Consider the following 14758-nt stretch of genomic DNA (forward strand, 5'->3'; position numbering starts at 1 on the left):
ATTTCCCTTCGGCCGATCCTAGGCCTAGTAGGGGCTGCGTTGGAACATACCGAGTCTCGGTACATGTTCCAAGGGGATATACTTGCGGTATCTCGCAAAAGAACATATTGCGAACAGAGAACAAATAGTGTACGGTATCTCGACAATTGATCAGACCGCCGGGGAGGGCCCGTCCCTCGCGTTGTCGGGGTCCGAATCTGAGCCCATATAGGAGCGCCACATGAGCCAACCTGCCCTGCGTGTCGTCGAAGGATCGTCCATGGACAAGTCGAAAGCCCTCTCTGCCGCGCTCAGCCAGATCGAGCGTCAGTTTGGCAAGGGCTCGGTGATGAAGCTCGGCAAGTCCGACAAGTCGATGGACATCGAGGTGGTCTCGACCGGGTCGCTCGGGCTGGACATCGCGCTCGGCGTCGGTGGCCTGCCGCGCGGCCGCATTGTCGAGATTTACGGGCCGGAATCGTCCGGCAAGACGACCCTGTCGCTGCACACCATTGCCGAAGCCCAGAAGAAGGGCGGCATATGCGCCTTCGTCGACGTCGAACACGCGCTCGACCCGGTCTATGCGCGCAAGCTCGGCGTCAATGTCGATGAGCTGCTGATCTCGCAGCCGGATGCCGGCGAACAGGCACTCGAGATCGCCGATACTTTGGTGCGCTCCGGCGCGGTCGACGTGCTGGTGGTCGATTCGGTCGCCGCTTTGGTGCCGCGCTCCGAACTCGAAGGCGAAATGGGCGACGTGCAGCCGGGCTCGCAGGCGCGCCTGATGAGCCAGGCGCTGCGCAAGCTCACCGCTTCGATCAGCAAGTCGAAGACCATGGTGATCTTCATCAACCAGATCCGCATGAAGATCGGCGTCATGTACGGCTCGCCGGAGACGACCTCGGGCGGCAATGCGCTCAAGTTCTACGCCTCGGTGCGCCTCGACATCCGTCGCATCGGCGCCATCAAGGACCGCGACGAGGTGATCGGCAACCAGACCCGCGTCAAGGTGGTCAAGAACAAGCTGGCGCCGCCGTTCAAGCAGGTCGAATTCGACATCATGTATGGCGAGGGCGTGTCCAAGACCGGCGAACTCATCGACCTCGGCGTCAAGGCCAATGTCGTGGAGAAGTCCGGCGCCTGGTACTCGTTCGATAGCCAGCGCATCGGCCAGGGCCGCGAGAACGCCAAGGTATTCCTCAAGCAGAATCCGGATGTCGCGGCGAAGATCGAAGCCGCCGTCCGCGCCAATTCCGGCGTCATCGCCGACGTCATCGATGCGGGCGAAGCCGGCGACAAGGACGACGACGCGCTGGAGGCTTGAAAAGCTCCGGGCACGCCGGATGATCGTGGCTTTGCGCCACGCTCCGGCGCCGGCACCGGCGGTGAAAGTCTCTCCGTAGCGGGAGAGGCGGCAGCCGCCGCGAATCCGGCACAGGCGAAGACTCTGTCTTCGCTTGCAGCGCCCAAGCCGACCAATCAACCGACTGAAGAGCCTTCCGACGCAGTGATCGCGGACGAAGAAACGCCGACCATGATCGAGATGATCGAGCCGTCCACCGGCGAGATCATCGTGCTGGCGCAGCACAAGCCCGCGACTCCGGCGAAAGCCGAGGACCAGGTGACACCGTTGGCCAAGCCGGAGAAGCGAACGAAGGGTCGTGCAAAACTGAAGACCAAGCCCGCCGAGGACGGGACCACGCCGATGACGGCAACGGCGAAGTCCGACGCGGGTGTCAAAACAGGCGCCGGTTCAGGCGCCAAATCGGCCGAGGTGCTGGCCGCCAATGAAGCGCGCAAGGAGCGCAAGGCGGCGGAGAAGGCCAAGGCAAAAACTTCGGCCAAAGCCAGGGCAGGTGGGCCGAAAACAAAGAAGGCCCGCTAAAGCGTTTTCGAGCGAAGTGGAAACCGGTTCGCGTGAAGAAAACGCGTCAAAAAGAGCACTGAGTTACGGGCTTTGCGGCCCGTGAAGTTCAGGTTGTGCGTAAACGTTTGTCGCCCCCGTCGGCACCCGGCTGCGTAAAGCGGCCGCCACCGAGGACGGGGGCGTCGGCGTGCGCGGCGGATACCGCCCGGCCGAACGCCTGCGGCATCCTGTCATTGCGCCGCGTCAGCGTGCGCTCTTGCACTAAAGCCCCGCCATCACGACATTTTTCCCCGACAATGGGGTCCGGCGCCGAGGTGTGGGCCGTGGCGCCCCGTGACGAGGGAATGATGAACTATTTCCGGACTGCGCTTCTGCTGGCGGGTCTCACCGCGCTGTTCATGGGCGTGGGCTTTCTCATCGGCGGTTCCAGCGGCGCCATGATCGCGCTTGTCGTGGCGGGCGGCATGAATCTGTTCGCCTACTGGAATTCCGACAAGATGGTCTTGTCGATGCACGGCGCGCAGGAAGTAGACCCCAATTCCGCGCCCGATCTCTACCGCATGGTGGCGGAGCTGTCGCAGCGCGCGAACCTGCCGATGCCGCGCGTCTACATCATGGACAATCCGCAACCCAATGCCTTTGCCACCGGCCGCAACCCGCAGAACGCCGCAGTCGCGGTCACGACCGGCCTCTTGCGCTCGCTGAACCGTGACGAGGTCGCCGGCGTCGTCGCGCATGAACTCGCGCATATCGCCAACCGCGACACCCTGATCATGACCATTACCGCGACCATTGCCGGCGCCATCTCCATGCTCGGCAATTTTGCGATGTTCTCCGGCATGGGCGGCAACCGCGACAACAATAACGGCCTCGGCCTCATCGGCACCATGGCGATGGTGATCCTGGCGCCGCTCGCCGCCATGCTCGTTCAAATGGCGATCAGCCGCACCCGCGAATACGCGGCCGACAATCTCGGCGCGCAGATTTCGGGCGAGCCGCTGGCGCTCGCTTCCGCGCTCGGCAAGATCGCCGACATCGCCCACATGGTGCCGAACGAGAGCGCCGAGCAATCGCCCGCGACCGCGCACATGTTCATCATCAATCCGTTGTCGGGCCAGCGCATGGACAACCTGTTTTCCACCCACCCGGCGACCGAGAACCGCATCGCCGCGTTGCATCAGCTCGCGGCCTCCGTCGGCCAGCGGCCGGGGGCGGCTGCGCCTGTCGGGCACGGCCCGTGGAGTGGGGGCGGCAGCGTGCCGCGGACCGGTTCGGCCCGGGGGCCGTCCGGCAACAGTCCCTGGGGCCAGCGCCGCAGTCCCTGGGGGTGAGCCTGTCGTCGCCCGCGAAGGCGGGCGACCCAGCACTGTGGGGCTCAATCGCTGGATGCCCCGCCTGCGCGGGGCATGACAGTTTCCCGCCCTCCCTCGACTCTCCCGGCCCCCTCGCTAAATAGAACCCCGGAAAAATCAAAGCCGGACGGGCCTTTACGCCCCCGGCCGGGCACGCGGCCGGGGGGCCTTTCGCGTGCCCGTTCAACAATCGGGATAGCGGCGTTCGGACATGAGTGGCGTCAACGACATCAGAAAGACCTTCCTCGACTACTTCGCCAAGCACGAGCACCGCGTGGTGTCGTCCTCGGCGCTGGTGCCGCGCAACGACCCGACCCTGATGTTCACCAATGCCGGCATGGTGCAGTTCAAGAACGTCTTCACCGGCGTCGAGAAGCGCGATTACGTGCGCGCCGTCACCGCGCAGAAATGCGTGCGCGCCGGCGGCAAGCACAACGACCTCGACAATGTCGGCTACACCGCGCGGCATCACACCTTCTTCGAGATGCTCGGCAACTTCTCGTTCGGCGACTATTTCAAGGACAACGCCATCGAGCTCGCCTGGAACCTGATCACAAAGGACTTCGGGCTGCCCAAGGACAAGCTGCTCGTCACTGTCTATGCCGACGACGACGAGGCCCACGGCCTGTGGAAGAAGATCGCCGGCTTCTCCGACGATCGCATCATCCGCATCGGCACCTCGGACAATTTCTGGCAGATGGGCGACACCGGGCCCTGCGGGCCGTGTTCGGAAATCTTCATCGACCAGGGCGACAAGCTGCAGGGCGGCCCGCCGGGCTCGCCCGACGAGGACGGCGACAGGTTTCTGGAATTCTGGAACCTCGTCTTCATGCAGTACGAGCAGATCGCGCCCGGCAACCGCGTGCCGCTGCCGCGCCCGTCGATCGACACCGGCATGGGGCTGGAGCGCATCGCCGCCATTATGCAGGGCGTGCATTCCAATTACGACACCGACCTGTTCCGCGCGCTGATCGACGCCGTGGCGCATGGCCTCTCGCGCGGGCCGACCGAGGAGACCCGCGCCTCGTACCGTGTCATTGCCGATCACCTGCGCGCCGCCTCGTTCCTCGTCGCCGATGGCGTGCTGCCGTCGAACGAAGGCCGCGGCTATGTGCTCCGCCGCATCATGCGCCGCGCCATGCGTCATGCCGAACTGCTGGGTGCGCGCGAGCCGCTGATGTGGAAGCTGGTGCCGGCGCTGACCCGCGAAATGGGCCAGGCCTATCCGGAACTGACGCGCGCCGAAGCGCTGATCACCGAGACGCTCAAGCTGGAAGAAACGCGATTCCGCAACACGCTCGCCAAGGGCCTGACCATTCTCGACGACGCCTCGAAGTCGCTCAAGAAGGGCGACATGTTCGACGGCGAGACTGCGTTCACGCTGTACGACACTTATGGTTTTCCTTTGGACCTGACGCAGGACGCGCTGAAGTCGCGCGGCATCTCGGTCGATATCGCTTCGTTCACCGACGCGATGGAGCGCCAGCGCGCCAAGGCGCGCGAGTCGCGCTTCTCGTCGGGCGAGACCGCGACCGAAGCCATCTGGTTCGCGCTGCGCGAGAAGCTCGGCTCCACCGAATTCCTCGGCTACGAGACCGAAAGCGCCGAGGGCGTCGTCGCGGCTTTGGTCAAGGACGGCAAGGAAGTCACTGAACTCAAGGCCGGCGATATCGGCCAGATCGTGCTCAACCAGACGCCGTTCTATGGCGAGTCCGGCGGCCAGGTTGGCGACACCGGCGAAATGCGCGCGACCGGCGTCAAGGTCGCCGTTACCGATACGCAGAAGAAGCAGGGCGATTTGTTCACCCATGCGGTCAGGGTGATCGAGGGTACGGTCAAGATCGGCGATCCGCTGCTCCTGGAAGTGGATCACGCGCGCCGCGCCGCGATCCGCCAGAACCATTCGGCGACGCATTTGCTGCACGAGGCGCTGCGCCTGGTGTTAGGGGATCACGTCGCGCAGAAGGGCTCGATGGTCGCGCCCGATCGTCTGCGCTTCGACTTCTCGCATCCCAAGCCAGTGACGGCCGAGGAACTGGCGCGCGTCGAGGACATCGCCAACGACATCGTGCTGCAGAACGCACCGGTGACGACGCGGCTGATGGCGCTCGACGATGCGCGGTCCTCCGGCGCCCGCGCGCTGTTCGGCGAAAAGTATGGCGACGAAGTGCGCGTCGTGGCGATGGGCGAGGGGAGTGGCAACACGCTCGGCTGGTCGGTCGAACTGTGCGGCGGCACCCATGTGAAACGCACCGGCGATATCGGCTTCATCACCGGCCTGACCGACAGTGGCGTCGCCGCCGGCGTGCGCCGTCTCGAGGCGATGACCGGCAATGTCGCGCGCCATTACGTCAACAAGGAGCTCCACACCGCGCGTGCCGCGGCGGCGGAGCTGAAGGCGCCGTTCGAAGAATTGCCGGCGCGCATCGCGGCCTTGCTCGACGAGCGCAAGAAGCTGGAACGCGAACTCACCGACGCCCGCAAGAAGCTGGCGATGGGCGGCGGTGGCGCCGCGAGCGGCGCGCCGAGCGATATCCGTACCGTCGGCGACATCAAGCTGATGGCGCGCGCTGTCACCGGCATCGACATCAAGGACCTCAAGTCGCTCGCCGATGAAGGCAAGAAGCAGATCGGCTCCGGCGTTGTCGCGCTGGTCGCCACCAGCGAGGACGGCAAGGCCGGCATCGTCGTCGGCGTCACCGCCGACCTGACCTCGCGTTTCAATGCCGTCGATCTCGTCAAGAAGGCCTCCGAGGCGCTCGGCGGCAAGGGCGGCGGCGGCCGTCCCGACATGGCGCAGGCCGGCGGCCCGGATGGCGCCAAGGCCGACGCGGCGTTGAAAGCCGTCGAGGCGGCCCTGGCGGGCTGAACATGGTCGGCCACATCCACCTCTCGCTTATCCTGGTCGCCGCGCTGATTGCCGCGGCCAGTCCGGGACCCGCGACTTTGGCCATCGCCGGCACGTCGATGCGCGGTGGACGCCGCGTCGGTCTGGCGCTGGCCGCAGGCATCCTGAGCGGCTCGCTCATCTGGTCGATCAGCGCCGCCGCGGGACTCTCCGCCGTGATGTTGGCCAATGTCTGGCTGCTCGAGGTGGTCCGCTATTGCGGCGCGGCCTATCTACTGTTTCTCGCCTTCAAGTCGGCGCGCTCGGCATTGACCCCGGGCGGGGCCGAACTGCCGGGGCTTTCCGTCGCCTCGCTGAAGGGTGCCTTTGGTCGCGGGCTGGCGCTGCATCTGACCAATCCGAAGGCGATCCTGTTCTTCGGCTCGCTCTATGCTTTCGGCATTCCGCTCGATGCCACGCTGTCCGATCTTGCGCTGGTCGTTGTCGCCATCGCCCTGCAAAGCACCGTGATATTTTTCGGCTACGCCATCCTATTCTCGAGCGCGGCCGTTGTGCGCGGATATCTCAAGCTGCGGCGCTGGTTCGAGGGCGTTTTCGCATTCGCCTTCGGCTATGCCGGCTACAAAATACTGTCGGCCAAGCTCTAAGCCCTGGCGCGAGCGAAGCACGCGCGCCGGTGGCCATGCCCTCGTGTATCTTCAAGGGGTCGATTCGGTGGCACTCCATGACCGCAATTGCGTCGACGCCGCGTGATAGACTGCGGCGCGGGCGGACCTTTAGAGGGCGATCGAATTGCTGCACGCCGAAGGCTTCAAAGGGCTGATCATCTTTCTGATCGCGGCGGGCGTGATTGTGCCGCTGTTCCACCGCGCCCGCATCAGCACCGTGCTCGGCTTCCTGCTGGTCGGCGTGATCCTCGGTCCCTTCGGCCTTGGCCGGCTGGCGGCGGAGGTGCCATGGGTCAGCTATGTCACCTTCGACAATCCGCGGACCGCGGAGCCGCTGGCTGAACTTGGCATCATCTTCCTCTTGTTCATCCTCGGGCTCGAATTGTCGGTACAGCGGCTGTGGCAACTGCGGCGCTACGTGCTCGGCGTCGGCCTGTTCCAGGTGGCGGTGTCGTCTCTGGCGATCGGATTCGCGCTGCGCCTCGCCGGCGCGCCGCCGCCGTCCGGGATTGTGCTTGGCATGTGTATCGCGCTGTCTTCGACGGCGATCGTGATGCAGCTTCTTGTCGAGCAGCATCGTTCGGCGTCGCCCGTCGGGCGCGTTGCGCTCTCCGTCCTGTTGTTTCAGGATCTCATGGTGGTGCCGATCTTGTTTATCGTCGGCATGCTCGGCGGCAGCGGCGGTGCGGATCGGTGGTGGGCATTGTTTTTGGCTTTCGCGCAGGCGATTGCGGCCATTGCCGTGATTATGCTGCTCGGCCGTTATCTGGTGCGGCCGCTGTTGCGCTCGGCCGCGCATACCGGCAGCCGCGACCTGATCATGGCGATCACCTTGCTGATCGTGGTCGGCATCGCGGCGGCGACCGGCGCGGCCGGACTGTCGGTCGCGCTCGGCGCCTTCCTCGCCGGCCTGCTGCTCAGCGAAAGCGAATATCGCCATCACATCGAAGTCGATCTCGAGCCCTTCAAGGGGCTGCTGCTCGGCATCTTCTTTGTCACGGTCGGAACGACCATCGACCCCGCCGTCGTGCTGGCCTATGCCGGGCCGATCGTCCTCGCGCTCGCCGGCCTGATCGCCGTCAAGGCCATCGTGCTCTATGCCGGCGCCCGCCTGTTCGGCGTGCCGCGGTCGCAGGCTGTGGAAGTCGGCCTGTTGCTGTCGCAAGCCGGCGAGTTCGCCTTTGTCGTGATCGCGCTGGCGCGGCAGGGCAATCTGCTGCCGTCGGAAATGGCGACCGCCACCGTGGCGGTGGTCGGCCTGAGCATGATGCTCACGCCGGTGCTCGCGCATGGCGCGCGGATCGCGGGTCGCCGGCTGGCGCCCTTCGATCACGAGCGGCACGCGCCGGAGGAGGAAGTGACGGAATTGCGCGATCATGTCGTGATCGGCGGCTTCGGCCGCGTCGGACGCATGGTCGCCGATCTGCTCGACAAGGAGCAGGTGCCTTACGTCGCCCTCGACATGAACGAAATGACCGTGGACGAGGAACGCCGCCGCGGGCGCATGGTGTTCTTCGGCGACGCGAGCCGCACGCAGATGCTGGAACGCGCAGGCGCCCGGAAGGCGCGCGCCTTCGTCATCACCCTCGACGCGCCGCGCGCGGCGGAACGCATGGTACAGGCCGTCATGCATTTGCAGCCGAAGGCACGCGTCTTCGCCCGTGCCAAGGATATCGAGCACGCCAGCAAGCTGACACGCATGGGTGTCGTCGGCGTCATTCCGGAAGCCGTGGAAGCGAGCCTTCAGCTTGGCGCCCGCGTGCTGGAAGGGCTCGAGATTCCGGACGACGCGGTCTCGATGCGGCTCGCCGAGGCGCGGGAGAAGATGGCGACGGAGTTGAAGTAGCGGATGAAAAGGCCGCTTGCGCCGGCTCTTTTTTAACGGCGGCTCAGGCTGCCATCGCCTTCTTCAGGTTCTCGTCGATCTTGTCGAGGAAGCCGGTGGTCGAGAGCCATTTCTGATCGGGGCCGACAAGCAATGCCAGGTCCTTGGTCATGAAGCCTGACTCAACCGTGTCGACGCAGACTCTTTCGAGCGTCAGCGAGAACTTCATCAGCGCGTCGTTGCCGTCGAGCTTGGCGCGGTGCGCGAGGCCGCGCGTCCAGGCGAAGATCGAGGCGATCGAGTTGGTCGAGGTTGCCTCACCCCTCTGATGCTGGCGGTAGTGCCGCGTCACGGTGCCGTGCGCGGCTTCGGCTTCAACCACCTTGCCGTCCGGCGTCAGCAGCACCGAGGTCATCAGGCCGAGCGAGCCGAAGCCTTGCGCCACCGTGTCAGACTGCACGTCGCCGTCATAGTTCTTGCAGGCCCACACATAACCGCCGGACCACTTCAGCGACGAGGCGACCATGTCGTCGATCAGGCGGTGCTCGTACCAGAGCTTCTTGGCCGCGAACTTGTCTTTGAACTCGGCGTCGAACACCTCCTGGAAGATGTCCTTGAAGCGGCCGTCATACTGCTTGAGGATGGTGTTCTTGGTCGACAGATAGAGCGGGTAGCCGCGGTCGAGCGCATAGTTCATCGACGCCTGCGCGAAGTTGCGGATCGAGTCGTCGAGATTGTACATCGCCATGGCGACACCGGCGTCAGGCGCCTTGAACACTTCCTTCTCGATCACCTGGCCGTCATTGCCGACGAATTTGATCGACAAAGTGCCGGCCGACGGGAATTTGAAATCGGTGGCGCGATACTGGTCGCCATAGGCATGGCGGCCGATGATGATCGGCTGCGTCCAGCCGGGCACCAGCCGCGGCACGTTCTTGCAGATGATCGGCTCGCGGAAAATGGTGCCGCCGAGGATGTTGCGGATAGTGCCGTTCGGGCTCTTCCACATTTCCTTGAGATTGAACTCCTTCACGCGGGCTTCGTCCGGCGTGATGGTGGCGCACTTGATGGCGACGCCGACTTCCTTGGTCTTGTTCGATGCGTCGATGGTGATCTGATCGTTCGTTTCGTCGCGCTTCTGGACGCTGAGATCGTAATAGAGCAGGTCGATGTCCAGATAGGGGTGGATCAGCTTGTCCTTGATGAGCTGCCAGATGATGCGGGTCATCTCGTCGCCGTCCATTTCGACGACGGGGTTCGCAACCTTGATCTTCGCCATATCGGGCACCCACCTCTCGAGAACCGGCATCAGCAACGTGGCGGCTCTATAACATCGCCTTTTGCGCCACGAAAGCCGCAGCGGCGCATGGACTTAAGTCGCATGGGTGCGGCGCTGCCATTCACGAAACTGTCAGCGTGTCAGGGCGCGCGGGGCCTCCCGCCAACTGGAAAATGGCCGCAATCGCGGTACATTGAACGAGAAACCGGAAGGAGGCGCTGCCATGACCAGCATCGTATTCAGCCGCCGCAACCTCCTCGCCGCTGGCGGGTCCGTTCTGGCGGCCGGTGTGTCCGGGCTGTTGTTGCCGGCGCGCGCGCAAGGCGTGGCACCGACGCTATCGATGCCGGGCGGCGCCAACAACTATCGGAAGGGCGCGCCGATCGTGAATCGCATCGGCAAGGGCGGCTTCGTCATGTCCGGCACCGTGCGCCGCGCCGGTGACGGCGCTCCGCTGGCGGGGCAACGCATCCAGATCTGGGCGCACACAGTCGAAGGTCGCGAGGAGGACCAGCGCAGCCATGGCGCGACGTTGACCGACAAGAACGGCGCGTTCCGCCTGGAGATGCCGCAGATCATTCCCATCTTCGGCCAGCCGCATGGCCACCTGGCTTATGACAGCGGCGAATTTAAAACCGTCTTCCTGCGACCCATTATGCGCAGCGCGAAGGACACCAGCCTCGAGGCGCATTTCGTCCTCCAGCCGGCCTGACATTGGGAACAGGGGAATGAGACGGGTCCGGGGGACCCTGATCTGGGCCGCTCTGATCGGCGCCATTGGCGTGCCGATCGCGTTGGCCGCCGCGAGCCCTTATCTGCAATGGCGCGATGCGATTTATATCGCCGCCGGTTTTGCCGGGATTCTTGCGCTGGGTCTGTTGCTCGTTCAGCCGCTGCTGATTGCCGGATATTTGCCGGGGTTTTCGGCTTATCGCGCGCGGCGGGTGCATCACTGGATCGGCGCTGTGATGGTTGCCGCCATCGTCGTTCACGTCGCGGGGCTCTGGTTCACCAGTCCGCCGGACATGGCCGATGCATTGCTCTTTCGCTCGCCGACGCCGTTCTCGCCCTTCGGCGTGGTGGCGATGTGGGCCATCTTCGCCGTCGCACTGCTCGCCGCATTCCGGCGGCGACTGGGGCTGCAAACCTGGCGGCTCGTTCACATGTCGCTTGCAGCGGTTATCGTCATCGGCAGCGTGGTCCATGCCGTGCTGATCGAAGGGACGATGGAGACGGTGTCGAAGGCGGCGCTCTGCGCGCTGGTGCTTGCGGCAGCTGGCAAGGTGATGGTCGATGTTTGGGCGCGCAACCAGAAAACCCGCCCGATGAGGTCATCATCGAGCGGGTCCCCGTGAGATGGAATTATCTCAGAGCTTGGCGAGCGCGTCGTTGAGCGTCTTGCTCGGCCGCATCGCCGCCGTGGTCTTGGCGGTGTCGGGCAGATAGTAGCCGCCGGTATCGACCGGCTTGCCCTGAGCGGCAATCAACTCGGCGTCGATCTTGGCTTCGTTGGCCGCGAGCGTCTCCGCCAGCGGCTTGAACCGCGCGGCCAGCGGCGTGCTGTTGTCGCGCCGGGCCAGCGCCTTGGCCCAATAGAGTGCCAGATAGAAATGGCTGCCGCGATTGTCCAGTTCGCCCACTTTGCGCGCCGGCGAGCGATTGTGCTCGAGGACCTGGCTGTTGGCCTCGTCGAGCGTTTCGGCCAGGACTTTCACGTCCTCGTTGCCGCTGACTTGAGCCAGATGCTCCAGCGAGGCGCCGAGCGCGAGGAATTCGCCGAGCGAGTCCCAACGCAGATAGCCTTCGCCCTTGAACTGTTCGACATGCTTGGGCGCCGAGCCGCCGGCGCCGGTCTCGAACAGCCCGCCGCCCTGCAGCAGCGGAACGATCGACAGCATCTTGGCCGAGGTGCCGAGCTCCATGATCGGGAACAGGTCTGTGAGGTAGTCGCGCAGCACGTTGCCGGTGACGGAGATGGTGTCCTGGCCCTTGCGGATGCGCTCGAGCGAGAATTTCGTCGCCTCGACCGGCGGCATGATGCGGATGTCGAGGCCCTTGGTGTCCTCGTTCTTCAGGTATTTCTCGACCTTGGCGATGAGCTGCGCGTCGTGCGCGCGTTTGGCATCGAGCCAGAACACCGCCGGGGTATTGGTCAGCCGCGCGCGGCGCACCGCGAGCTTGACCCAATCCTGGATCGGCGCGTCCTTGACCTGGCACATGCGGAAGATGTCGCCGGCCTCGACCTTCTGGGTCATCAGGACCTTGCCGTCCTCTGCGACTACGTTGACGGTGCCGTCGGCGGGGATGCGGAAGGTCTTGTCGTGCGAGCCGTATTCTTCGGCCGCTTGCGCCATCAGGCCGACATTCGGCACCGAGCCCATGGTCTTGGGATCGAAGGCGCCGTTGGCCTTGCAGTCGTCGATGACGGCCTGGAAGAGCGTCGCGTAGCAGCGATCGGGGATCGTGGCGATGCAGTCATGCAGCTTGCCGTCGGCGCCCCACATCTTGCCGGACTCGCGGATCATCGCCGGCATCGAGGCGTCGACGATCACGTCGCTCGGCACATGCAGGTTGGTGATGCCCTTGTCGGAGTTGACCATGGCGAGGCCGGGCCGCTTGGCGTATTCGGCCTGGATATCCGCCTTGATCGCCGCCTTTTCGGCTTCGGGCAGGGTCTCGATCCTGGTCATCATATCGCCGACGCCCAGGTCGGGATTGACGCCGAGCTTGGTCAGCGTAGCGCCATGCTTCTTGAACACGTCGGCGAAGAACACCGAGATACAGTGACCGAACAGGATGGGATCGGAGATCTTCATCATGGTCGTTTTGACGTGGAGCGAAAACAGGATGCCGTCCTTCTTCGCTGCCTCGATCGCGTCGGCATAGAACGCATCGAGCGCCTTCACGTTCATCACCGAGCAATCGATAACTTCGCCCGCCTGAAGCGGCGTCTTCGCCTTCAGCACGGTGACCGCGCCGTCGTTGCCGACAAATTCAATTTTGGCATTGGTTGGCGCTGCAACGGTGGTCGCGACTTCCGAACCGTAGAAGTCGCCGCTCGTCATATGCGCCACGCGGGTTTTCGAATCTTTGCTCCAGGCGCCCATCTTGTGCGGGTGGCTGCGCGCATAGGCCTTGACGGCACCGGCGGCGCGGCGGTCGGAGTTGCCTTCGCGCAGCACCGGATTGACGGCGCTGCCCAGCACCTTGCTGTAGCGGGCGCGGATTTCCTTATCGGCCGGGGTCGCGTCGCTGTCGGGATAGTCGGGGACGTCGTAGCCTTTGCTCTGCAGTTCCTTGATCGCGGCCTTGAGCTGGGGGATCGAGGCGGAGATGTTGGGAAGCTTGATGATGTTGGCTTCCGGCTTCAGCGTCAGTTTGCCGAGCTCGGTCAGTTCGTCGTTGATCTTCTGCTCTGGTTTCAGCTTCTCGGGGAAGTTGGCGAGGATGCGGCCGGCCAGCGAGATGTCCTTGAGCTTCACCGACACGCCGGCGGCGCCGACGAAAGCCTGGACGATCGGCAGCAGGGAATAGGTCGCGAGCGCCGGGGCTTCATCGACTTTTGTCCACATGATTTCGAGATTCGGCATGCATGACCCCAATTTGAGCGCTGAGTGGTGGTGGTGCTGGTTGCGGGCCCTATAGCACCCCGTTTTCGGGCGCGAAAGCCGCGCTTTCGCGGGGTGGGGCGGGGCGTTATAGAGCCCTGCCATGGAGCGCTTTTGAATGCCCGGAGCCGGGACCGACAAGACCAAACGCTGGATCGAGCGGCTGGGACCGGTGGTGGTGCTGGTCGAGCCGCAGATGGGCGAGAACATCGGCGCAGCGGCCCGCGCCATGGCCAATTTTGGCCTCGGCCGGTTGCGGCTGGTCAAGCCGAAGCAGGGCTGGCCGAACGAAAAAGCGGTAGTCATGGCCGCCGGCGCGGATCGCGTCCTCGACGGCGCGCAGCTTTACGAGACGCTGGAGGAGGCGGTCGCCGACTGCTCTTTCGTGCTGGCGACCACCGCGCGCCACCATGACCAGCTCAAGCCCATCATCGACGCCCAGCAGGCCGCCGCCGAGGTCGCGCCGCGCGTTGCCGCCGGCGATACCGTCGCGCTGGTGTTCGGCCGCGAGCGCAACGGGCTGGAAAACCATGAGGTCGGGCTGGCCGACCGCATTGTGACGCTGCCAGTGAACCCGGCCTTCGCCTCGCTCAACCTGGCGCAGGCGGTCATCGTCGTCGCCTATGAGTGGTTCAAGCTCGCAGGCAGCGATGCCGTGCGCGAGGACGAGCCGCGCCGATCGCCGCCGGTCGGCAAGCAGCAACTGAGCGCCTTCTTCCGCGATCTGGAGCGCGAGCTGGAGAAGGTCGAGTTCTTTCGCCCGGCCGAGAAGCGCGAGACCATGGTCATCAACCTGCGCAACATCTTCACGCGCATGGAGCTGACGCAGCAGGACGTGCGCACGCTGTATGGCGTCGTGATGGCGATCGCCAATGGCCGCAAGGGCCCGGCGCGCGGCGGCACCCTCGATCCGGCCGCCGCCGAGGAACTGCGTGGTCTCATCGCCGATCACAGCGCCGGCCAGATCGCGCAGGAGAGGGCGCCGATCAAGGGGCTGGCGCGGCTCTTGCGGCGCAACCCGACCGAGGCCGAGCGCACGTTCTGGAAAGCGCTCACCGGCGACCGGCGCTTTGCCGGCTACGGCTTCAAGCGGCAGGTGCCGCTCGGCCCGCACATGGGCGACCTCGTCTCGATCCCGCTGCGCTGTGTGATCGAGATCATCCCGGCGAACGAGCCCGACCTCGCGCGGGAGCAACGGCCGGCGCGGCATCAGTGGCTCAAGGAGCGCAACTACCGCGTCATTACGGTCGCGGCGGCGGATGTGCAGAGCGACGTCGGCAAGGTGCTGGACGATCTGGCGCCGCGGGTGCAGGCGCCTGACTAGCACTCGCT

General features: G+C 64.9%; 11 protein-coding genes. 9 read left to right on the plus strand and 2 right to left on the minus strand.

Going from position 1 to position 14758, the window contains the following annotated elements:
* The first annotated feature begins 220 nt into the window (after positions 1-220).
* From recA to E8Q40_RS08625, 6 genes are all read left to right on the plus strand, one after another.
* A complete protein-coding gene (gene recA / locus E8Q40_RS08600; RefSeq protein WP_137043989.1) occupies positions 221-1303 on the plus strand; it encodes a recombinase RecA in 1083 nt (360 codons plus the stop codon).
* A 183-nt stretch (positions 1304-1486) separates the two neighbouring features.
* The gene (locus E8Q40_RS08605) at positions 1487-1864 is read left to right on the plus strand and encodes a hypothetical protein (protein WP_137043990.1); all 378 of its coding nucleotides are present in this window, start codon (positions 1487-1489) and stop codon (positions 1862-1864) included.
* 329 nt (positions 1865-2193) lie between these two features.
* Positions 2194-3177, plus strand: coding sequence for a zinc metalloprotease HtpX (htpX, locus tag E8Q40_RS08610; protein WP_137043991.1), 984 nt, complete (start codon positions 2194-2196; stop codon positions 3175-3177).
* A 232-nt stretch (positions 3178-3409) separates the two neighbouring features.
* Positions 3410-6067 (plus strand): alanine--tRNA ligase, encoded by a 2658-nt coding sequence (gene alaS / locus E8Q40_RS08615; RefSeq protein ID WP_137043992.1) that lies wholly within the window; start codon positions 3410-3412, stop codon positions 6065-6067.
* 2 nt (positions 6068-6069) lie between these two features.
* Positions 6070-6693, plus strand: a complete 624-nt coding sequence (locus E8Q40_RS08620) for a LysE family translocator (RefSeq protein ID WP_137043993.1) — start codon at positions 6070-6072, stop codon at positions 6691-6693.
* A 145-nt stretch (positions 6694-6838) separates the two neighbouring features.
* Positions 6839-8560, plus strand: coding sequence for a monovalent cation:proton antiporter-2 (CPA2) family protein (locus E8Q40_RS08625; RefSeq protein WP_137043994.1), 1722 nt, complete (start codon positions 6839-6841; stop codon positions 8558-8560).
* Between the two features lie 43 nt (positions 8561-8603).
* Here the strand turns inward: E8Q40_RS08625 and E8Q40_RS08630 are convergent, their stop codons facing one another.
* Complete coding sequence (locus E8Q40_RS08630; protein ID WP_137043995.1) at positions 8604-9818, minus strand: NADP-dependent isocitrate dehydrogenase; 1215 nt, start codon at positions 9816-9818, stop codon at positions 8604-8606.
* Between the two features lie 223 nt (positions 9819-10041).
* On the opposite strand from E8Q40_RS08630, the gene E8Q40_RS08635 reads away from it, so the two are divergent.
* Both E8Q40_RS08635 and E8Q40_RS08640 read left to right on the plus strand, forming a co-directional pair.
* Positions 10042-10530 (plus strand): Twin-arginine translocation pathway signal, encoded by a 489-nt coding sequence (locus E8Q40_RS08635; RefSeq protein ID WP_137043996.1) that lies wholly within the window; start codon positions 10042-10044, stop codon positions 10528-10530.
* Positions 10531-10546: 16 nt separating this feature from the next.
* A complete protein-coding gene (locus E8Q40_RS08640; RefSeq protein ID WP_137043997.1) occupies positions 10547-11173 on the plus strand; it encodes a ferric reductase-like transmembrane domain-containing protein in 627 nt (208 codons plus the stop codon).
* 12 nt (positions 11174-11185) lie between these two features.
* On the opposite strand, the gene E8Q40_RS08645 is transcribed toward E8Q40_RS08640, so the two are convergent.
* The gene (locus E8Q40_RS08645) at positions 11186-13408 is read right to left on the minus strand and encodes an NADP-dependent isocitrate dehydrogenase (protein ID WP_137043998.1); all 2223 of its coding nucleotides are present in this window, start codon (positions 13406-13408) and stop codon (positions 11186-11188) included.
* A 136-nt stretch (positions 13409-13544) separates the two neighbouring features.
* Between E8Q40_RS08645 and E8Q40_RS08650 the strand changes: the two genes are divergently transcribed.
* The gene (locus E8Q40_RS08650) at positions 13545-14750 is read left to right on the plus strand and encodes a TrmJ/YjtD family RNA methyltransferase (RefSeq protein WP_137043999.1); all 1206 of its coding nucleotides are present in this window, start codon (positions 13545-13547) and stop codon (positions 14748-14750) included.
* Positions 14751-14758 lie beyond the last annotated feature (8 nt).

The organism is Pseudolabrys sp. FHR47 (assembly GCF_005153485.1).
Taxonomy (GTDB): Bacteria; Pseudomonadota; Alphaproteobacteria; order Rhizobiales; family Xanthobacteraceae; genus Pseudolabrys.